This window comes from Streptomyces sp. CB02959, from assembly GCF_002803155.1.
Lineage (GTDB): Bacteria > Actinomycetota > Actinomycetes > Streptomycetales > Streptomycetaceae > Streptomyces.
In genome coordinates this window covers 326,513-347,275 of sequence record NZ_NNBP01000001.1, presented here as the reverse complement: position 1 = coordinate 347,275, position 20,763 = coordinate 326,513, and the positions used below count along the sequence as shown (strand labels likewise).

Annotated in this window: 16 protein-coding genes; 7 read left to right on the top strand and 9 right to left on the bottom strand. The window is 72.7% G+C overall.

Translation table 11 applies throughout. The annotated features are described in order from the left end of the window. Positions 1-6: 6 nt before the first annotated feature. Positions 7-1,428, bottom strand: coding sequence for a cell wall metabolism sensor histidine kinase WalK (locus CG747_RS01495; RefSeq protein WP_100599740.1), 1,422 nt, complete (start codon positions 1,426-1,428; stop codon positions 7-9). A 100-nt stretch (positions 1,429-1,528) separates the two neighbouring features. After that, entirely contained in the window at positions 1,529-2,287 is a 759-nt protein-coding gene (locus CG747_RS01490; protein ID WP_100599739.1) for a response regulator transcription factor, read from the bottom strand. A 62-nt stretch (positions 2,288-2,349) separates the two neighbouring features. Here CG747_RS01490 and CG747_RS01485 point away from each other — a divergent pair, with 62 nt between their 5' ends. After that, positions 2,350-3,516 (top strand): glycosyltransferase, encoded by a 1,167-nt coding sequence (locus CG747_RS01485; protein ID WP_100599738.1) that lies wholly within the window; start codon positions 2,350-2,352, stop codon positions 3,514-3,516. Further along, positions 3,513-4,526 (top strand): GDP-mannose 4,6-dehydratase, encoded by a 1,014-nt coding sequence (locus CG747_RS01480; protein ID WP_100599737.1) that lies wholly within the window; start codon positions 3,513-3,515, stop codon positions 4,524-4,526. The genes CG747_RS01485 and CG747_RS01480 overlap by 4 nt, the downstream gene beginning before the upstream one ends. A gap of 30 nt (positions 4,527-4,556) precedes the next feature. Here CG747_RS01480 and CG747_RS01475 read toward each other — a convergent pair whose 3' ends face one another. Continuing rightward, positions 4,557-5,195, bottom strand: a complete 639-nt coding sequence (locus tag CG747_RS01475; RefSeq protein WP_100600053.1) for a TetR/AcrR family transcriptional regulator — start codon at positions 5,193-5,195, stop codon at positions 4,557-4,559. A gap of 316 nt (positions 5,196-5,511) precedes the next feature. On the opposite strand from CG747_RS01475, the gene CG747_RS01470 reads away from it, so the two are divergent. The 4 genes from CG747_RS01470 to CG747_RS01450 all read left to right on the top strand — a co-directional run bounded on the left by CG747_RS01470 (position 5,512) and on the right by CG747_RS01450 (position 9,863). Further along, positions 5,512-6,480 (top strand): tetratricopeptide repeat protein, encoded by a 969-nt coding sequence (locus CG747_RS01470; protein WP_100599736.1) that lies wholly within the window; start codon positions 5,512-5,514, stop codon positions 6,478-6,480. 701 nt (positions 6,481-7,181) lie between these two features. Further along, positions 7,182-7,799, top strand: a complete 618-nt coding sequence (locus CG747_RS01460) for a DUF6230 family protein (RefSeq protein WP_100599735.1) — start codon at positions 7,182-7,184, stop codon at positions 7,797-7,799. A gap of 233 nt (positions 7,800-8,032) precedes the next feature. Further along, positions 8,033-8,593 (top strand): DUF6114 domain-containing protein, encoded by a 561-nt coding sequence (locus CG747_RS01455; RefSeq protein WP_100599734.1) that lies wholly within the window; start codon positions 8,033-8,035, stop codon positions 8,591-8,593. Next, positions 8,583-9,863 carry a hypothetical protein gene (locus tag CG747_RS01450; RefSeq protein ID WP_180985341.1) on the top strand — a complete coding sequence of 427 codons (1,281 nt, stop codon included), beginning with the start codon at positions 8,583-8,585 and terminating at the stop codon, positions 9,861-9,863. Before CG747_RS01455 ends, CG747_RS01450 begins: the two co-directional genes overlap by 11 nt. Before the next feature lie 92 nt (positions 9,864-9,955). On the opposite strand, the gene pyk is transcribed toward CG747_RS01450, so the two are convergent. From pyk to pta, 3 genes are all read right to left on the bottom strand, one after another. Then, positions 9,956-11,383: a pyruvate kinase gene (gene pyk, locus CG747_RS01445; RefSeq protein ID WP_100599733.1), complete on the bottom strand. Its 1,428-nt coding sequence runs from the start codon at positions 11,381-11,383 to the stop codon at positions 9,956-9,958. A 151-nt stretch (positions 11,384-11,534) separates the two neighbouring features. After that, entirely contained in the window at positions 11,535-12,770 is a 1,236-nt protein-coding gene (locus CG747_RS01440) for an acetate kinase (protein ID WP_100599732.1), read from the bottom strand. A gap of 26 nt (positions 12,771-12,796) precedes the next feature. Further along, entirely contained in the window at positions 12,797-14,890 is a 2,094-nt protein-coding gene (gene pta / locus CG747_RS01435; protein WP_100599731.1) for a phosphate acetyltransferase, read from the bottom strand. Between the two features lie 275 nt (positions 14,891-15,165). Between pta and CG747_RS01430 the strand changes: the two genes are divergently transcribed. Then, positions 15,166-16,191 carry an ATP-dependent 6-phosphofructokinase gene (locus tag CG747_RS01430; RefSeq protein ID WP_100599730.1) on the top strand — a complete coding sequence of 342 codons (1,026 nt, stop codon included), beginning with the start codon at positions 15,166-15,168 and terminating at the stop codon, positions 16,189-16,191. 110 nt (positions 16,192-16,301) lie between these two features. Here CG747_RS01430 and CG747_RS01425 read toward each other — a convergent pair whose 3' ends face one another. The 3 genes from CG747_RS01425 to CG747_RS01415 all read right to left on the bottom strand — a co-directional run bounded on the left by CG747_RS01425 (position 16,302) and on the right by CG747_RS01415 (position 20,762). Then, a complete protein-coding gene (locus CG747_RS01425) occupies positions 16,302-18,875 on the bottom strand; it encodes an ABC transporter permease (protein ID WP_100599729.1) in 2,574 nt (857 codons plus the stop codon). 122 nt (positions 18,876-18,997) lie between these two features. Next, on the bottom strand, positions 18,998-19,786 hold the full coding sequence (locus CG747_RS01420; RefSeq protein WP_100599728.1) for an ABC transporter ATP-binding protein: 789 nt from the start codon (positions 19,784-19,786) through the stop codon (positions 18,998-19,000). Positions 19,787-20,051: 265 nt separating this feature from the next. Then, positions 20,052-20,762 (bottom strand): helix-turn-helix transcriptional regulator, encoded by a 711-nt coding sequence (locus CG747_RS01415; RefSeq protein ID WP_100599727.1) that lies wholly within the window; start codon positions 20,760-20,762, stop codon positions 20,052-20,054. Position 20,763: the final 1 nt, after the last annotated feature.

Here is a 20,763-nt window from a genome sequence, read left to right as displayed (position 1 = left end):
CGCCCGTCACTCCGCCCCCTCGGGACGCCGCGGAGTGACGGGCATCCGCAGTCGGAAGAGCGCGCCGCCGCCCGGGGCCCGTTCCGCGGTGAGTTCGGCGCCGTGCGCGCGGGCGATCTGCCGGGCCATCGCCAGGCCGAGGCCCGAGCCGGGGAGGGCGCGGGCGGCCTGGGCGCGGTAGAAGCGGTCGAAGACGTGCGGCAGGTCGTCGGGGGCGATGCCCGGACCGTGGTCGCGGACGGTGAGGTGCAACGTGCCCGCCACGGAGTCGAGTTCGGTCTCGACGGGGCCGCCGGGCGGGGAGAACTTCGCGGCGTTGTCCAGGAGGTTGGACAGCAGCCGGGTCAGCCGGGCCGGGACGCCGGGGAGCGTGACGTCCGTCGCCTCGGGGGCGATCCGGGCGGTGAAGGCGACCTCCGGCCAGTGCTCGCGGGCCGCGGCCACCGCGTGCTCCAGCAGGGCGGCCGGGCGGACCTGTTCCAGCAGGGGCCGGGGCTCCTCGTCGCGGGCGAGCTCGATGAGGTCGTTGACGAGTGTGGTGACCTCGCGGAGCTGGCGGGCCAGCGCCCCCGCCGCTCGGTCGCGCTGACTGTCCGTCAGGCGATCGGCGCGGGCGAGGAGTTCGGCGTTGGTGCGGAGCGCGGTCAGCGGGGTGCGCAGCTCGTGGGAGGCGTCGGCGACCAGGCGGCGCTGGGCGGTGACGGACTGCTCCAGCTCGCCGAGCATGGTGTTGAAGCTGGCGGCGAGCCGGGTGATCTCGTCCTCGTGGGCCGCGGGCCCGGCCGGCAGGTCGATGCGGTGCCGGGGGTCGCGGGTGGTGGCGATCCGCTCCGCGGTGGCGGTGAGCCGGGCGACCGGGGCCAGGCCCGTGCGGGAGACCCAGTAGCCGAGGCCGGCGGCGAGCAGGACGCCGGTGCCGCCGACCGCGGCCAGCGCCCAGGCGGCCTGCCGCACCCCGCGTTCGACGGTGTCGGACCGCAGGGCGACCTGGAGTGCCTCGTCCCTGGCGTGCAGGCGGGAGGTGTACATCCGCACCGGGTACCCGGCGACGGTGAGGTTGGTGTAGTAGGGCGCGTGGCGGCCGGCGGCCACCTCGCGGGTGGCCGGGGAGAGGGGCAGGGCGGTGCTGCCGCGGGCGTCCCGGGCCGGGTCGGCGGGGATGATCTGGACGCAGGGCACGGCCTGGTAGCGGCAGGAGGTGTCGCCCGCGGTCGGGCCCCAGTTCCGCATCCGCTGGGCGAGTTGGGTGGCGGTCTGCGCCAGGTTGAGGTCGAGCTGACGGGTCATCTGCACCCGCAGGACGAGGAACGCGGCCGCGCAGACGCCCACCGCGACCAGCGCCACCGCGGCGGACGCGGCCAGCGCCAGCCGGGTGCGCAGCGGGCGGCGGCGGACCCAGCGGCCGCCCAGGCGGCGCCGGCCGGTCATGTCGCGCACCCGCTTCGCCCGCCCGCGCCGGGCCGGATGCCGCGCACGAGGCGCCCGCGACATCCGCTGCGCGCGTGCCGTGCGTGCCGTGCGATCCCGCTCATGCGCCCTCCGGCCGGTCCAGGCGGTAGCCGACGCCGTGCACGGTGTGGACGAGCCGGGGCTCGCCGCCGGCCTCCAACTTGCGGCGCAGATAGCCGATGTAGACGGCCAGGGAGTTGGAGTCGGGGCCGAAGTCGCGGCCCCAGACCCGCTCCAGGATCGTCTCCCGCGGCAGCACCTGGCCGGGGTGCTGGAGGAGCAGTTCCAGCAGCGCGTACTCGGTGCGGCTGAACTCCAGCGGGCGCCCGCCGCGGTGGCCGCTGCGGGTGGCCGGGTCGACGATCAGGTCGGCGAAGGCCAGCCGGGAATCGGCGGTGGCGGCGGCCGCGGCCCGCCGGAGCAGGGCCCGGACCCGGGCGATCAACTCGTCCAGGGCGAACGGCTTGACGAGGTAGTCGTCGGCGCCGGCGTCCAGGCCGTCGACCCGGTCGCTGACCGAGTCCAGGGCGGTCAGCACCAGGATCGGGGTGCGGTCGTCGAGGGCGCGCAGCCGCCGGCAGACCGCCAGGCCGTCCAGTACCGGCATCATCACGTCGAGGACCAGCGCGTCCGGCTGCCAGGTGGCGACCTCGGAGAGCGCGGCCAGGCCGTCGGCGGCGCCGCGGACCGCGTAGCCCTCGACGGCGAGCCCGTCCGACACGGCGGCGCGGACCTCCGGTTCGTCGTCGACGACCAGGATCCGGGCTGCGACGGGCGGCGGGGTACCGGGAACGGGTGCGGGTGCGGGTGCGGGTGCGGGTGCGGGGCGTGCGGTCATGGACCAAGGCTCCCAAACGGCGTCTTAGAACGTTCTTAAGGCGGCGGACGAGCGTGGCGGCCATGCGCACACCACTCTCGGTCGTGATCGGTGCGGGCGGCACCGGCGGCCACATCTATCCCGGACTCGCCCTCGCCGACGCGCTGCGTCGGGCCGTACCGGACGCGGTGATCTCCTTCGTGGGGACCGACCGCGGACTGGAGACGCGGCTGATCCCGCAGGCCGGCTACCGGCTGCACACCGTCGACATGATCCCCTTCGACCCGGCGCTGGGCGCCCGGCGCTACCTGCTGCCGGCCGCGCTGCTGCGCTCGGGCGCCCAGTGCCGGGCGATCCTGCGGGACCAGGGCGCCCAGGTCGCCGTCGGAATGGGCGGCTACCCCAGCGCCCCGGTGATCGTCGGGGCCCGGATGGCCGGGCTGCCCAGCCTGATCCACGAATCCAACGCGGTGCCCGGCCGGGCCAACAAGTTCGCCGCCCGGCTCACCCCGCACATCGCCCTGGCCTTCGACCGCAGCCGCCCCCACCTGGCGGGCGGCGAGCGGGCCGAGACGGTGGGGATGCCGCTGTCCGGGCCGCTGGCCGCGCTGGACCGGGCGGCCCTGCGGACAGCCGCCCGCCGGGCCCTGGGGATCCCGGAGGAGGCGCGGCTGCTGCTGGTCAACGGAGGCAGCCTGGGCGCCGCCCGGCTCACCGAGGCCACCGTCGGCCTCGCGGGCCGCTACCTGACCCGGACCGGTCTGCGGCTGCTGATCAAAACCGGGCCGGCGGCACTGGACGCCACCCGGGCCGCCCTGGAGGCCAACGGCGGGGCCGCGGTCGCCACGGCGGTGCCGTACCTGGACCGGATGGACCTGGCGTACGCGGCGGCCGACCTGGTGCTGTGCCGGGCCGGCTCGGCGACCGTCGCCGAACTGGCCACCATCGGCATGCCGGCCGTCCTGGTCCCGTACCCGCACGCGCCCGGCGACCACCAGACGCACAACGCCCGGGTGCTCTCCGACGCCGGGGCGGCGCTGCTGCTGCCCGACGGGGAGGTCACCGCCGAACGGCTGGACGCGCTTCTCACCCCGCTGCTGGCCGATCCGGCCCGGCTGGCCGCGATGGGCGCGGCGGCCGACCCCGGGACGCACGACCGGGCCGCCGACCTGCTGGCCGCCCGGACCCTGGCGCTGGCCGGCCACCCTCACTCCCACCACCTCGTCACCACCCAGAAGGAGTCAGCATGAGCACGAGCAGCACCGCGTCCCGGTCGTGGGCCGGACGGAAGGTCCTGGTCACCGGGGCCGAGGGGTTCATCGGGTCGACCCTGGTGGACCTGCTGGTCGAGGCGGGCGCCGAGGTGCGCGCCTTCGTCCACTACAAGCCGTACGCGGAGAAGGGGAACCTGGCCCGCTACCTGGTGCCGGGCGGCCCGGTCGAGATGCTCGCCGGCGACGTCCGGGACGCCGGCCGGGTGATGGACGCCGTCGCCGGCTGCGACACCGTCTTCCACCTGGCCGCGCTGATCGGCATCCCGTACAGCTACGACTCGCCGGGCGCCTACGTGCAGACCAATGTGGTGGGCACCGAGAACGTGGCGGAGGCGTGCCGCCGGCACGGGGTGCGGCGGATGGTGCACACCTCCACCAGCGAGGTCTACGGGACCGCGCGGACCGCGCCGATCGGCGAGGACCACCCGCTCCAGCCGCAGTCGCCGTACTCCGCCTCGAAGATCGGCGCGGACATGATGGCGCTGTCGCACTGGCACGCCTTCGAACTGCCGGTGACGGTGGTGCGGCCCTTCAACACCTACGGTCCCCGGCAGTCGGCCCGCGCGGTGATCCCGACGATCCTGGCCCAACTGCACGCCGGCGCCCGGCAGATCAAGCTCGGTTCGCTCACCCCGACCCGGGACTTCACCTTCGTCACCGACACCGCGGCCGGGTTCCTGGCGCTGGCCGACTGCGACCGGGCGGTGGGGCAGGTCGTCAACCTCGGCAGCGGCCGGGAGATCACCATCGGGGCGCTGGCCGAGGCGCTGATCGCGGCCTCCGGGCGGGATGCGGAGGTGGTGGTGGACACCGAGCGGCTGCGGCCCTCCGGCAGCGAGGTGGAGCGGCTGCTGTCGGACAACTCCCGGGCCCGGGAGTGGGCTTCGTGGCAGCCGGAGGTCACCCTCAAGGAGGGGCTGGCGCGGACCTCCCAGTGGGTGGCCGACCACCTGCACCTGTTCCGGGCGGAGCGGTACCAGGTGTGAGGCGCGGGCCGGGGCCGGGCCGGTGCGGGGCTACTGCTCCAGCCCGGCCAGGCCCGCCAGCAGCAGGGTGGTGAACTGCCGGGCCCAGCCGGTGTCCACCGGCTCCGCGCTCACCAGCAGCCGGTGCACCACGGCCCCGGCGATCACGTCGAAGATCAGTCCCACGGTGCGCTCGGCGGCCCGTTCGCCCTCGGGTCCGCCGGCGTCCGGCGGGAGTTCGCCGCGCTCCTGCGCCCGCGACCGGCCCAGCAGCACCAGCCGCTTCTGCCGCTCGACGATCGCCGAGCGGATCCGCTCGCGCAGCGCGTCGTCGGTGGTGGACTCGGCGACCACCGCCATCAGCGCGGTCTTGGTCTCGGGCCGGGCCAGCAGCGCGCCGAACTGGAGCACCACGCCCTCGATGTCGGACTTCAGGCAGCCCCGGTCGGGGAGTTCCAACTCGTCGAAGAGGACCGCGACGGCGTCCACGACCAGTTCGCTCTTGCCGGCCCAGCGGCGGTAGAGGGTGGTCTTGGCGACCCCGGCGCGGGTGGCGACCTCGCCCATGGTGAGCCCGCCCCAGCCCACGTCGACCAGCGCGGCGCGGGTGGCGTCGAGGATCGCGTGATCGGTCTCGGCGCTGCGGGGGCGGCCCGGGCGGCCTTTCGGGGGGCGGGCGGAGTCGTGCATGCCGGCGACCATACCGGCCGGTAGGGGATCGAGCGCCGGTCGTGCGGCGCGGGCCGTGAGGGAGATCACCCGGCGACCGGCGGGAAGCGGTTGCCGGGCGGGGGCGGCCCCGAGTTACGCTACGACCCGTAGCGAAAGAGTGACAGCCACTGGCCGTGGGTGGGGACCCACGGCCGCGCACAAGGCCCTTCGGGGCCGCAGATCGGGCACCGGATCCCCGGGGCGCACCGCATTCCGGCGGGGTGTACCGGCGAGGAGCGGGCCCGCTTTCCGGATCGCTTTCCGGAACCGGCCGCTCAGGGGGGAGGATGGACCCATGCAGCCACGCAACATGTCCATGAGTGGAGTCGTCGACCTCGCCGCGGTGAAGGCGGCCGGGGAAGCGAAGCAGAAGGCCGAGCAGGCACGCGCCGAGGCCGCCCGCACGGGCGCGGCGCCGGCCGGCGCCACCCGCCTGGTGTTCGACGTCGACGAGGCGGGGTTCCAGGAGGACGTCCTCCAGCGGTCCACCGAGGTCCCGGTCGTCATCGACTTCTGGGCCGAGTGGTGCGAGCCGTGCAAGCAGCTCGGGCCGCTGCTGGAGAACCTCGCGGCGGAGTACGCCGGCAAGTTCGTCCTCGCCAAGATCGACGTCGACGGCAACCAGATGCTGTTCCAGCAGTTCGGGGTGCAGGGCATCCCGGCGGTGTTCGCGGTGGTCGCGGGCCAGCCGATCCCGCTCTTCCAGGGGGCCGTCCCCGAGGCGCAGCTCCGCCAGGTGCTCGACCAGCTGGTGCAGGTCGCCGAGCAGCAGTTCGGCATCGTGGGCGCGCCGGTCGACCCGGCGGCGGCCGAGTCGACCGAGGCCGCGGCGCCGGCGCCGGTCGGACCGTACGACGCGGCGCTGACCGCGGCGGCCGACGCGCTGGACGCCGGTGACCTCGGCGGCGCCATCCAGGCCTACCGGAACGTCCTCGCCGACGACCCGACCAACCCGGAGGCCAAGCTCGGGCTGGCCCAGGCCGAACTCCTCCAGCGGGTACAGGACCTGGACCCGCAGGTGGTGCGGCAGGAGGCCGCGGAGCGTCCGGCCGACGTCCCGGCGCAGATCAGGGCCGCGGACCTGGACCTGGTGGGCGGCCACGTCGAGGACGCCTTCGGCCGGCTGGTCGACGCCGTGCAGCGGACGGCCGGTGAGGACCGGGAGGCCGCGCGGGTGCGGCTGCTGGAGCTGTTCGACGTCATCGGCACGGACGACCCCCGGGTGACGAAGGCGCGCACCGCGCTGGCGCGCGTCCTGTTCTGAGGCGGCCGGCCCGCCGGTCACCCGACCTCCACGCGCCCCGCAGAAGGCGGCGCTACGCGCCGACTTGCCCTTCGCTCCGGCGCTTTCCCGGCAGATATCCCTCCTGCCCGGTTCTGCCCCGCGGCGACTCCCGCGGGCACGTCCGGCAAACGGAACAGCGGCCACGCTTTACCGAAACTTGGTAAAGGTGGCCGCTGTTACTTGGAGTAAGTCCGGACGGCCAACTTGCCGGATTCTGCACCGGATTGCCCGTTGTTTGGTCATCGTCAGTGACGACGCTGTGTGCCTAGTCGATCTCTGTGCGTCGCGGCGTGGTTATCGGCCCGTTACCCGCAAGTAACGAGGGCCTTGTGCGGCGGCCGGGAATGCACGACGATCGGCCACGCTCGGTCCATTCCCGCAGCCCGGCATCCGGTCGGCGCCGCGGGGTACTTGGGTCCCCACCGAGTGGGTCGGCGGCAGTGGCGCCGGCCCTGGACAGGGGGGTCTTTGCCGTTCGGCAGAGCCTGTCCGGTGAGGTTGCGCGGGAGCGTGGCCAGTGGTTGTCGCTCGGGGGTGAACGCCGGTATTCGGAAACGCACTGCGCCTCCGAGACGGGCGCTCTCCTTCCCGAGGACGTAGCACTTCTCCCATCCCAGGTACGACTGCCACCAACCGAGGCGGCGCGTACCGGAGATGTACGTCCGAGAAGGAGGAAAGTCATGGAGTCCCTGACTCGTGGCGGGACCAGATGGAAGCGGTTCGCCGTCGTCATGGTGCCGAGCGTCGCGGCCACCGCCGCGATCGGTGTCGCCCTTTCGCAGGGTGCCCTTGCGGCGTCGTTCAGCGTGTCCGGCCAGCAGTTCAAGGTCAGCACGGACCGGCTGGACGGCGAGGGCTTCGTCCAGTACGGCGCGGTCGACGCCCAGAAGAACGGCAAGAACGTCCCGGTGGCGGTCTCGGCGTTCTCCAACGCCAAGATCCGCAACCTGTGCCAGTCCGTCGTCGTGCCGGTCCCGGTCTTCGGCGACGTGTCGATGAAGCTCCAGGCCGGCGGTGGCGCCACGCCGGTGGAGGCCAAGAACCTCTACATCGACCTGGACCAGCTGAGCGCGGACGCGACCTTCAGCAACATCAACATCGGTGTTGCCGCGGGATCGACGTCCAAGGGCCCCGGCATCAAGAAGGGCGACAAGGCCGACCCCGGCTCCTTCGCCCAGGAGGCCGACACGGCCGTGCTGACCGGCGTCAAGCAGCGTGCCTGGGCCACCACGGCCGGCACCTTCAAGCTCAGTGGCCTCAAGATGAGCGTCACCAAGGGCAAGAGCGAGTGCTACTGACGCACTGAGCGTGCGGGTGCGGGGCTGGAGCTGTACGGCGTGAGCCGTTCCCCGTGCCCGTACGCCGGCTAGCGCTGGAAGTACCCGCAGAACCACCGATCTGCCAGTCCCGAGGAGCCGGACGACATGAGTGACTGGAGCACGGGGGACTCCCCGGCCGGAGGCTGGGGGAACGTCATCGACAGGTACGCGCGGCACGGATGCGGGCCCGGCGACCGTAGGGAGGCTGGCGCATGAGCGCAGAACGACCACAGCTGAACGAGACCCTCGGCCGGAAGCGGCACGCGTTCCGGGAATGGCGCGGGCAACGCCCCTTCTGGGGCGGCCTGCTGACCCTCCTGGCGGGCGTCCCGATCATGTACATCCCCTACGCGAACCTCACCATCGGTTCCCTCACCGTCCGCATGGCGACCACGGCCGGCGCCGGATCGCTGATCATCGGCGTCCTGCTGGTGGTGCTCGGCCTGACCATGTGGTTCCAACCGGTCTCGCGGGTCTTCGCCGGAGTCGCGGCGATCCTGCTCGCGCTGGTCTCCCTGGTCGTCTCGAACTTCGGCGCCTTCCTGGTCGGCTTCCTGCTGGGGCTGATCGGCGGTGCGCTGGGCGTCTCCTGGGCGCCGGGCAAGGCCGTGCGGAGCGAGGACGGGCCCGGCGAGCCGGACCGCATCGTCGGACCGGTGGTCGCCACCAACCCCGCTCCGGCGGCCGGTGGGCCCGGGTTGGGCAACGGACTGGACAACTTGTCAGGAACGAGCCCGACCAACGGAAGGAACGGGAGGCACCGTGCCGGGTGACGAGCTGCCGGACGAGACCGCAGCCGCCGGGGCGAGAAACGGGCCGAGGCACGCAGCACCCAGAAAGCCGCTGCTGACCCGCCTGCACGTGCCCGCGGGCAAGGCGATCGCCATCGCGGCGATGCCGTCCGCCGTCCTGATGGGCATGGGGCTGACGCCCCAGATGGCGATCGCCAAGCCGGCGCCGCCCGAGAGCCCCTTCAGGAACGGCCCCTGTGTCACCGTCCCGGACACGTCCGGCCAGGACGCCAAGGCCAAGGACCCCAAGGCCAAGGACACCAAGGACACCGGCGGCAAGGACACCGCCAAAGACGCCAAGGACACCGCCAAGGACGGCAAGCCGTCCGCGGATCCGTCCGCCTCGCCCTCGCCGTCGCCCTCGGCGGGTAAGGACGCGAGCGCCGCGAAGCCGTCCGCGGATCCGTCCGCCTCGGCGACCCCGTCGCCCTCCGCCTCGCCGGAGAAGAAGGACGACGGCGGTCTGCTCGGCGGGATCGGCGACGCGCTCGGCGGCCTCTTCGGCGTGCACAAGAAGTCCCCGGAGCCGACGGCCTCGCCGAGCCCCTCGCCGTCCGCGTCCGCGACGAAGACCCCGTCGCCGTCGCCGGACCCGTCGAGCTCGTCGTCGAAGGGCTCCGGGCCCGGTCTGGACGAGGTCACCAAGCCGGTCGGCGACGCGCTCAAGGACCCGTCGAAGGCGGTCAACGACACCGTGCACGGCGCCGTCGGCACGGTCGACAACGCCCTGCCGGGCGGCGGCCTGGACGGCAAGGACGCCGGCGGCAAGCCGGGGTACCCCTGCGTCGTCGAGAACAAGCAGGCGGGCAAGAACGAGCAGACGCCCGTCACCCTGCCGGACCTCCCGTGGCACCTGGAGTCCAGCGGGCTGACCCTGCGCGGCCTGAACTACGAGGGCGTCGTCAACGTCACGACGCAGAGCGGCCACACCAAGCAGGCCCTGAAGTTCACCGCGGACAGCATCGACATCGGCGACCTGCACCAGATCGTCGACGATGCGGCGACCGGCAAGCACTACCACGTGCGGTCGACGCCGGGCTCCACGTCCACCATCCGCGGCGGCAAGGTGACGCTGTACACCGAGCGGCTCCAGGGCAACCTCTTCGGGCTGATCCCGATCGTCTTCGACCCGGAGCACCCGCCGCCGCTCAACGTCCCGTACGCCTACTTCAGCAAGGTGAAGCTGGACCAGGCGGGTCAGTTCGGCGGAAACCTGCACGTCCCGGGCATGAACGTGTCCATCGAGGACTGAGCCCGGGTCCGCCGGGAGCCGTACAGAACGGCGGTGGGCCGCCCCCTTCAAGGGGGCGGCCCACCGCCGTTTCGTGCGTCCGGGGCGGCGCGTCAGGCGCGCTGGCCGCCGAGGTGGTGCACCCGGACCATGTTGGTGGTGCCGGGCACGCCGGGGGGCGAACCGGCGGTGATGATCATGGTGTCGGCCGGGTTGTACCGCTGGAGCTTGAGCAGCTCGGCGTCGACCAGGTCCACCATCGCGTCGGTGTTGTCGACGTGCGGGACGACGAAGGCGTCCACGCCCCAGCTCAGGGTGAGCTGGTTGCGGGTGGCGACGTCGGTGGTGAAGGCCAGGATCGGCTGGGCGGCGCGATAACGGGAGAGCCGGCGGGCGGTGTCACCGGACTTGGTGAACGCCACCAGCGCCTTGCCGTTGAGGAAGTCGGCCATCTCGCAGGCCGCGCGGGCCACCGCGCCGCCCTGCGTCCGCGGCTTCTTGCCGGGGACCAGCGGCTGGAGGCCCTTGGAGAGCAGCTCCTCCTCGGCCGCTTCGACGATCTTCGACATGGTCTTGACGGTCTCGATCGGGTACTGGCCGACCGAGGACTCGGCGGAGAGCATCACCGCGTCGGCACCGTCGAGGATGGCGTTGGCGACGTCGGACGCCTCGGCGCGGGTGGGCCGGGAGTTGGTGATCATCGACTCCATCATCTGGGTCGCGACGATCACCGGCTTGGCGTTCCGGCGGCACAGCTCGACCAGCCGCTTCTGCACCATCGGGACCTTCTCCAGCGGGTACTCCACCGCCAGGTCGCCACGGGCCACCATCACCGCGTCGAAGGCCATCACGACCTCCCGCATGTTGGCGACCGCCTGCGGCTTCTCGACCTTGGCGATGACCGGGACCCGGCGGCCCACCTCGTCCATGACGCGGTGCACGTCGTTGACGTCCTTGGCGTCCCGCACGAAGGACAGCGCGACCATGTCGCAGCCCATGTGCAGGGCGAACTTCAGGTCCTCGATGTCCTTCTCGGACAGCGCCGGGACGTTGACCGCGGCGCCGGGCAGGTTGATGCCCTTGTGGTCGGAGATGACCCCGCCCTCGATGACGATGGTGCGCACCCGCGGGCCGTCGATCTCGACGACCTGGAGGGCGACGTTGCCGTCGTTGATCAGGACCGGGTCGCCCTTGGAGACGTCGCCGGGCAGGCCCTTGTAGGTGGTGCCGCAGATGTGCTTGTCACCGGGGACGTCCTCGGTGGTGATGACGAACTCGTCACCGCGCACCAGCTCGACCGGGCCCTCGGCGAAGGTCTCCAGGCGGATCTTGGGGCCCTGGAGGTCGGCCAGCACGCCGACGGCGCGGCCGGTCTCCTCGGCGGCCTTGCGGAGACGGTGGTACCGCTCCTCGTGCTCCGAGTGGGTCCCGTGGCTCATGTTGAAACGGGCCACGTTCATACCGGCCTCGATCAGCGTCTTCAGCTTCTCGTAGGAGTCGACGGCGGGGCCCAGGGTGCAGACGATTTTGGAACGGCGCATGTCTCGATCCTATCGGTTTGTTTCGGAGCGGAATATTTCGCTCTGCTTCAAAGGCCCTTTAGCCGAGGAGAGGCGACGCGAGCGGAGCGAGCGGATCCCCGGACGGCCCCGCGGGCCGGGGCCTGTCCGGTGGATCAGGGTCGGCCAGGCCCTAGGCGGTGACCAGGGCGTATGTCTGCTGGGCGATCTCCAGTTCCTCGTCGGTGGGGACCACGGCGACCGCGACCCGGGCGTACTCGGGCGAGATCAGCCGCGGTTCGTCGGACCGTACGGCGTTGAGCGAGGCGTCCACCGCCATGCCCAGCTCCTCCAGGCCGGCGACGGCGGCGGCGCGGACCGGGGCGGCGTTCTCGCCGACGCCCGCGGTGAAGGCCACCGCGTCGACCTTGCCGAGGACGGCGGTGTAGGCGCCGATGTACTTCTTCAGCCGGTGGACGTAGATGTCGAAGGCGAGCGCGGCGCGCTCGTCGCCCTCGTCGATCCGGCGGCGGATCTCCCGCATGTCGTTGTCGCCGCACAGCCCGAGCAGGCCGCTCTTCTTGTTGAGCAGCTCGTCGATGTCGTCCGCGGACATCCCGGCCACCCGCTTGAGGTGGAAGGTCACCGCGGCGTCGATGTCGCCGGAGCGGGTGCCCATGACCAGGCCCTCCAGCGGCGTCAGGCCCATGGAGGTGTCCACGCACCGGCCGCCCCGGACGGCGGACGCGGAGGCGCCGTTGCCCAGGTGCAGCACGATCACGTTGACGTCCTCCGGCGCCTTGCCGAGCAGTTCGGCGGTCCTGCGGGAGACGTAGGCGTGCGAGGTGCCGTGGAAGCCGTAGCGGCGGATGCGGTGCGCGTCGGCGGTCGCCACGTCGATGGCGTAGCGGGCCGCGGACTCCGGCATCGTGGTGTGGAAGGCGGTGTCGAAGACAGCGACCTGCGGGAGGTCGGGGCGGAGCGCCCGCGCGGTGCGGATCCCGATGATGTTGGCCGGGTTGTGCAGCGGCGCCACCGGCACCAGCCGCTCGATCTCCTTGAGCACCGCCTCGTCGATGACGGTCGGCACGGTGAACTTCAGACCGCCGTGCACCACCCGGTGCCCGATCGCGGCCAGCTCCGGGGAGTCCAGCCCGAGCCCGTCGGCGGCCAGTTCGTCGGCCACCGCCTTCAGGGCGGCCTGGTGGTCGGCTATCGGGCCGGTGGTCTCGCGGGTGGCGCCGCCGGTGGCCAGCGGGGTGTGGGCCAGGCGCGAGGTCGCCTCACCGATCCGCTCGACCAGGCCGACGGCGAGCCGGGCCGCGCCGGAGCCGCTGTCCGACCGGGCGTCGCCCATGTCGAGGAGCTGGTACTTCAGCGACGAGGAGCCGGAGTTGAGGACGAGGACGCGGGTGGCGTTGGCAGTCATGAAGGGCTTTCCGGTGGGGGGCGGGGTCAGGCGGTGTGGCCGGCGCCGGGCTGGGCGCCCTGGGCCTGGATCGCGGTGATGGCGACGGTGTTGACGATGTCCTGGACGAGGGCGCCGCGGGAGAGGTCGTTGACCGGCTTGCGCAGACCCTGCAGGACCGGGCCGACCGCCACCGCGCCGGCGGAGCGCTGGACGGCCTTGTAGGTGTTGTTGCCGGTGTTGAGGTCCGGGAAGATCAGCACGGTGGCCTTGCCGGCGACCTCGGACTCCGGCAGCTTGGTCGCGGCGACCGCCGCGTCCACCGCCGCGTCGTACTGGATCGGGCCCTCGACCAGCAGGTCCGGGCGCCGCTCGCGGACCAGCTCGGTGGCCTTGCGGACCTTGTCGACGTCGGCGCCGGAGCCGGAGGTGCCGGTGGAGTACGACAGCATCGCGATCCGCGGCTCCACGCCGAAGCGGGCGGCGGTGGTGGCGGACTGGATGGCGATGTCGGCCAACTGCTCGGCGTTCGGGTCCGGGTTGACCGCGCAGTCGCCGTAGACCAGCACCCGGTCGGCCAGGCACATGAAGAACACCGACGAGACGATCTGGGCGCCCGGCCTGGTCTTGATGATCTCGAAGGCCGGCCGGATGGTGGCGGCGGTGGAGTGCACCGCGCCGGAGACCATGCCGTCGGCCAGGCCCTCCTGCACCATCAGCGTGCCGAAGTAGGAGACGTCGGCGACCACGTCGTAGGCCAGCTCGTAGCTGACGCCCTTGTGGGAGCGGAGCGTGGCGTACAGCTCGGCGAACCGCTCGCGCAGCGCGGAGGTCTGCGGGTCGATGATCTGGGCGTCCGCCAGGTCGATCGCCAGGTCGGCGGCGCGCTTGCGGATCGCCTCCTCCTCGCCCAGCAGCGTCAGGTCGCAGACGTCGCGGCGCAGCAGTACGTCGGCGGCGCGCAGCACCCGCTCCTCGGTGCCCTCGGGGAGGACGACCCGGCGGCGGCCGCTGCGGGACCGCTCGATCAGCTCGTGCTCGAACATCATCGGGGTGACCCGGCCGGAGCGGGCGACCGAGATCCGGTCGGTCAGCTCGGAGGTGTTCACATGCCGCTCGAAGAGGCCGAGCGCGGTCTCCGCCTTGCGCGGCGAGGCGGCGTTCAGCTTGCCCTCGACGGCGAACAGCTCGGCGGCGGTCGGGAAGGAGCCGCCGGGGACCGAGACGACCGGAGTGCCGGGCGCCAGGCGGGCGGCCAGCGCCATGATGTCGGGGCCGGGCCGCTCGTCGAGGGTGAGCACCACACCGGCGATCGGCGGGGCGCCGGCGCTGTGCGCGGCGAGCGAGCCGATCACCAGGTCGGCGCGGTCCCCGGGGGTGATCACCATGCAGCCGGGGGTGAGCGCCTTGAGGAAGGTCGGCAGCATCGCGCCGCCGAAGACGAAGTCCCGGGCGTCCCGGGCGAGCCCGGAGTCGTCGCCGAGCAGGATCTCGGCGCCCAGCGTCTGCACGATCTGGCCGACGGTCGGCGCGGAGAGCGCGCCGTCCTCGGGGAGCGCGTAGCAGGGCACCGGCAGCCGGGCGGCGAGCCGCTCCACGACGGCCGTGCGCTGCCCGGGCGCGACGCGGTTGACGACCAGCGCGACGACGTCGCAGCCCAGCGAGGTGTAGGCGCGGTGGGCGTTGCGGGCCTCGGCGCGGACCGACTCGGCGTCCTGGCCCTGGCCGCCGACGACGGGTATCACCGCGGCGCCGAACTCGTTGGCCAGCCGGGCGTTGAGCGCCAGCTCGTCCGGCAGGCTGGTGTCGGCGTAGTCCGAGCCGAGGACGAGGACGTACTCGTACTGCCGGGCGACCTCGTGGAAGCGGTCGACGAGCCGGGAGACCAGTTCGTCGGTGCCGCGCTCGGCCTGGAGGGCGGCGGCCTCCGCGTAGCCGATGCCGTAGACGGAGTCGGCGGGCTGGGTGAGGCGGTAGCGGGCCCGCAGCAACTCGAACAGCCGGTCGGGTCCGTCGTGGACCAGCGGGCGGAAGACCCCCACCCGGTCGACGTGGCGGGTCAGGAGCTCCATGACTCCCAGCTCGATGACCTGGCGTCCGTCGCCGCGGTCGATACCGGTCACGTACACGCTGCGCGTCACGCGTGCTCTCCGTCCATGTCGATGGCCGCGAGGGTCCGTGCTCGCGGGTTTTCCCTGCTCACAAGGTCAAAATTACCCGTTATTGTGGGCTTGCCCCTCTTGACAATACCTGCGTGGATCGATAGGTCGCTCTCCCAGTTTCCCTGTGGCGTCGGGCGCGGGGACAGTGGGGGTCGCCCCCTGCGCGCGGCCGGACCCGGGGGTGGACCGCGGAACACGTGAAACAATCGGACCGGCTCACACGAACCAACAGCGAGCACAGGAGACACAGCACGATGCGTATCGGAGTCCTCACCGCAGGCGGCGACTGTCCCGGCCTGAACGCTGTGATCCGGTCCGTCGTCCACCGTGCCCTCACCGGCCACGGTGACGAGGTCATCGGCTTCGAGGACGGCTTCAAGGGCCTGCTCGACGGCCGCTTCCGCAAACTCGACCTGGACGCGGTCAGCGGCATCCTCGCCCGCGGCGGCACCATCCTCGGCTCCGCCCGCCTGGAGCGCGCCCGGCTGCGCGAGGCGTGCGAGAGCGCCCAGGACTTCTCCCGCGAGTACGGGATAGACGTCCTGATCCCGATCGGCGGCGAGGGCACGCTGACCGCGGCGCGGATGCTCTCCGACGCGGGCATGCCGGTCGTCGGCGTCCCCAAGACCATCGACAACGACATCTCCTCCACCGACCGCACCTTCGGCTTCGACACCGCCGTCGGCGTGGCCACCGAGGCCATCGACCGCCTCAAGACCACCGCCGAATCGCACCAGCGAGTGATGGTCGTCGAGGTCATGGGCCGGCACGCGGGCTGGATCGCGCTGGAGTCCGGGATGGCCGGCGGCGCCCACGGCATCTGCCTGCCGGAGCGCGAGTTCGACGTCAACGACCTGGTGAAGATGGTCGAGGAGCGGTTCGCCCGGGGCAAGAAGTTCGCCGTGGTCTGCGTCGCCGAGGGAGCCCATCCGCTCGCCGGCACCATGGACTACAAGAAGGGCGCCATCGACCAGTTCGGCCACGAGCGGTTCTCCGGCATCGGCACCGCGCTCGCCCGCGAACTGGAGCGGCGCCTGGGCAAGGAGGCCCGCCCGGTCATCCTCGGCCACGTCCAGCGCGGCGGCACCCCCACCGCCTACGACCGGGTGCTGGCCACCCGCTTCGGCTGGCACGCCGTCGAGGCCGCCCACCGCGGCGACTTCGGCCGGATGACCGCCCTGCGCGGCACGGACATCGTCATGACCCCGCTGGCCGACGCGATCACCGAGCTCAAGCGGGTCCCGGAGGACCGCATGGACGAGGCCGAGTCGGTCTTCTGACGCCGATCGGCGTCGATCGACGCCGTCGACGCCGACAGACGCCGACAGAAGAAGCCGCCGGCGGCGCACCCGAGGTGCGCCGCCGGCGGCTTCTTCGTGGTCGTGGTGCCTCACTGGGCGCCGATGGCCTCCAGTACGTTCAGCCGGGCGGCCCGCCGGGCCGGCCACACCGCGGCCAGCACGCCGACGACCAGGGCGATCAGCAGGAACAGGCCGAGCCGGCCCCAGGGCAGCAGCAGCGTGTAGGTCGGGAAGGACGAGCCGACCAGGCTGCCGCCGGCCCAGGCCAGGAAGATGCCCAGGGCCATACCGAGGACCGCGCCGAAGAGCGAGATGACCACCGACTCCAGCCGGACCATCTGCTTGATGCCGCTGCGGGCCAGCCCGATGGCGCGCAGCATCCCGATCTCGCGGGTGCGCTCGAAGACGGACATGGCCAGGGTGTTGACCACGCCGACCACCGCGATGATCACGGCCATGCCGAGCAGCCCGTAGACCATGTTCACGATGGTGTCGATCTGCCCGGCGGTCTCCTTGCGCAGGTCGTCGCGGTTCTGGATCTTCACCAGCGGGCTGTCGCCGAGCGCCCGCCGGATCTCCGCGGCCAGGGCCGGAGACGGGCCGTTTGCCGTCTTGACCAGGAGTTCGTCGTTGCGGAACCGGTCCAGGTGCGGATCGACCAGGGCGGTGGACGCGAAGGAGGAACCGAGGGCCTCGTTGTCCGCGTAGACCGCGGCGACCTTCAGCGCGGTCTTCTTCTTGTCGTAGAACTCGACCCGCACGGTGTCGCCGGCGTGCCAGCCGTGCTCCTTGGCGCCGCTCTCCGAGACGGCGATACCGCCGGCCTTGACCGCGGCCAACGACCCCTGGGTGACGGTGAGCCGGGTGACCTTGCCGATCTGGTCGAGGTCGGTGCCGCGGAGGAAGCCGAAGCCGCTGTCCCGTCCGGGGCCGGCGTCGGTGGAGAAGCCCGTGCCGCGGAGCGGGGCCATCGCCTCGACGCCGGGGACCTCGGCCACCTTCGCCGACAGCTTCGGGTCCAGACCGACGTAGGTGGACGTCTTGACCTGGTAGTCGGCGGTCAGCGCGCTGCCCGCCATCTCGTCCATGGCCACCTGGGCGGAGTGCCCCACGACGGTCATCCCGGTGATCAGGGTCAGGCCGATCATCAGCGCCGAGCCGGTCGCCGCCGTCCGCCGCGGGTTGCGCAGCGCGTTCTCCTTGGCGAGCTTGCCGCTGACACCGAAGAGGCGGGTGGTGGCCGCGCCGGCCAGCGAGACCAGCGGCCGGGACAGCAGCGGAGCCAGGATGATCACGCCGGTCAGGGTCAGCATCGACCCCGCCATGGCGATCGGGAGATCGTCGCCGGAGTTCAGGGTGGAGACCCAGAGCATCACGGCGACACCGGCGCCGGCGACGAGCCCGCCGAGGATGTTGCGGACGACCAGGCTGCGCGCGGCCGGCGCCGCCTCGACGCTGCTCAGCGCCTCCACCGGAGCGATCCGCGCCGCCTTGCGGGACGGCAGCCAGGCGGCCAGGACGGTCACCAGCACACCGACGCCCAGCGAGGAGAGCACCGCGGCCGGGCTGACGACCACCGGGCCGTCCGGGAAGCCCGCGCCGTTGGCGTCCAGTACGGCCCGCAGGCCCACCGCGATCCCGGCGCCCAGCGCGAAGCCGACGACCGACGAGACCAGGCCCAGCAGCGCGGCCTCGACGAGCACCGAGCGCACGACCTGCCGGCGGGACGCGCCCACCGCGCGCAGCAGCGCGATCTCGCGGCTGCGCTGGGAGATCAGCATGGTGAAGGTGTTGGCGATGATGAAGACGCCGACGAACAGGGCGATCCCGGCGAAGGTCAGCAGGGTCTTGCTGAGCGCGCTGTTCTGCTGGGCGATCATCCGGGCCTGCTCGGCGGCCAGTTCACTTCCACTGGTCGCCACGGCGCGGTTCGCGGGCAGCAGGGCGCGGACCTTGGCGGTCAGCGCCTGCTGGTCGGTGCCGGGGGCGGCCGCCACCACCAGCTCGTCGAACTGGCCGGGGTGCAGATACAGCTTCTGCGCGGTGCCGGTGTCGAACAGCGCCAGACTGCCGCCCGCGGTCACCGCCGGGTCGTCGGTCGCCACGATGCCGACCAGCTTCTTCGTCAGCACCGGGCCGTCGGTGGCGAAGCGCACGGTGTCGCCGACCTTCGCACCCGCGGCCTTCGCGGTGGTCTCGGCCAGCGCCAGCTCACCGGCGGAGGCCGGGCCGCGGCCCTGGACCAGCCGGTAGCGGCCGTCCTTGCCGTCCTTGCCCGGCTGGTAGTTGACGGCGCGGTTCTGCCAGCCGTTGCCGATCGGCTCCCCGTCCCGGTCGGCCAGCGTCGCCTCGCCGGTGACGTCGGAACGCACGGACGCCACACCCGGCAGGGCGCGGATCCGGTCGGCCAGCCGCTCGTCGAGGGCGGTGGTCCGCTTGCCGTCCTTCCCGGGACCGGCACCGGTGTCGGGGTCCGAGACGGCCTGGACGGAGACGGCCACGTCCTTGAGGTTCTTGGCGGAGGCGTTCTTGACGGCCTCGCCGACGGTGTCGCTGAAGATCAGGGTGCCGGCGACGAAGGCGACGCCGAGCAGGACCGCGAGCGCGGTCATCAGCAGACGGGCTTTGTGCGCGAGGACGTTGCGCAGGGCGGTTTTGAGCATGGTGGTGTGTCAGTCCTGGGTACGGGGCCGGGGCTCGGGTGTGGGGCGGACGGCTCGGCGACGGGCTCGCTCGGCCTGCGGCCGCGCTGGTGCGGCCTGCGGTTGGCTGGTCCGGCCTGCGGCTAGTTGGTCCGGCCTGCGGCCTCGAAGCGCCGCATCCGGTCCAGTACGGCGTCCGCGGTCGGCTCGGGCAGTTCGTCGACGATCCGGCCGTCCGCGAGGAAGACCACCCGATCCGCGAAGGCCGCGGCGACCGGGTCGTGGGTGACCATCACCACGGTCTGGTCCATCGCCCGCACCGACTCCCGCAGGAAACCCAGCACTTCGGCGCCGGACCGGGAGTCGAGGTTGCCGGTCGGCTCGTCCGCGAAGATGATCTCCGGCTGGGCGGCCAGCGCCCGCGCCACCGCGACCCGCTGCTGCTGGCCGCCGGAGAGCTGGGCCGGCCGGTGCTTCAGCCGACCGGACAGCCCCACCGTCTCCACGACCCGGTCGACCCACTCCCGGTCCGGGCGGCGGCCGGCGATGTCCATCGGCAGCGTGATGTTCTCCAGCGCGGTCAGCGTCGGCAGCAGGTTGAACGCCTGGAAGATGAAGCCGATCTTGTCGCGGCGCAGCCGGGTCAGCTGCTTGTCGTTCAGCGCGGCCAGCTCCACGTCGCCGATCCGGGCCGAGCCGGAGGTGACCGAGTCCAGCCCGGCCATGCAGTGCATCAGGGTGGACTTGCCGGACCCGGACGGCCCCATGATCGCGGTGAACCGGGCCCGGCCGAACTCCACGTCGACGGAGTCCAGCGCGACCACCCGGGTCTCCCCCTGGCCGTAGACCTTGCTCAGATCGGTGGCCCGGGCGGCGACGGCCGTGGTGGTGCGGGTGGGGACGGCGGGACGAGGGACGGCGGTGTGCGGCACCACAACTCCTGGGAGGCGTACGAGGACGAGAAGGACGGCGGACGGCGTGAAAACGCCCTCCCCATCCTCGGCGCCGCAGGTCGGCTCGGGCTTCGGCCGGAAGGACCGAAAGCCGGACCGGCCGGAAGTGCCACACCCGGCGGCCGCGTCATCCTCTGGACGGACGGCCGTCCGCCCGCAGACCGACGCGGACACATCAGGGTCCGCGTCGGGGTCCGTCTCGGCACCGGGTCCGGGCGGGAGGCGGCTCCGGGTCCGGGCGGGGTCAGGGCGACGGCTCGCCGACCCGCCGCCAGAACTCCGCCACGATGCCGTCGAGGAAGACCCGGCCCGCCTTGCCGGCCTCGTCCGGCGCGTCCCCGCCGGTCCAGCTCAGCGAGGCGGTCATCGTCGCGTGGTACTCCTCGTGCAGCGCCTGCAGGGCCTCCTGCAGCCGCTCCTTGGGCACCGGCGCGAGCTTGCCGATCGGGCGGACGTACCCCTGCCAGCGGATGGTGGCGGCACTGGTCAGCAACTCGACCAGGCGCTCCTCCTGGCCGGTGAAGCGGATCAGCGAGGGCAGCGGCAGCCGCAGCACCTGCGCCAGCTCCGCGGCCTGCCGGTCGGTGCCGGTCCACCGCCCGCCGGCCTCCAGCCGCTCGTACGCCGCCTGGTCCATGCCGATCCGCAGCGCCAGGTCGGCCGGGGCGAGACCGAGCGCCAGCCGGAATTCGCGGAGCGTGCCGGGGGCGCCGATGAGTTCGGCGGGGGCGCACCACAAGGCGCCCGCCAGCGCGGTCAGTTCGGCCTCGGTGGGAGTGTTTTCCCCCAATTCCCAGGACGCCACCGCGGCGGGTTCCAGCCGAATTCCGTAGGCGGCCCAGATTCCGTAGGCGACATGCGCGTGGGTCATGCCCAGGGCCTCGCGCAGCCGACGGGCGGCGGCGGCGTTGAAGGGGGGCCTGCGTGCATCCCCGTCGTGCGTGTTCACCGGCACA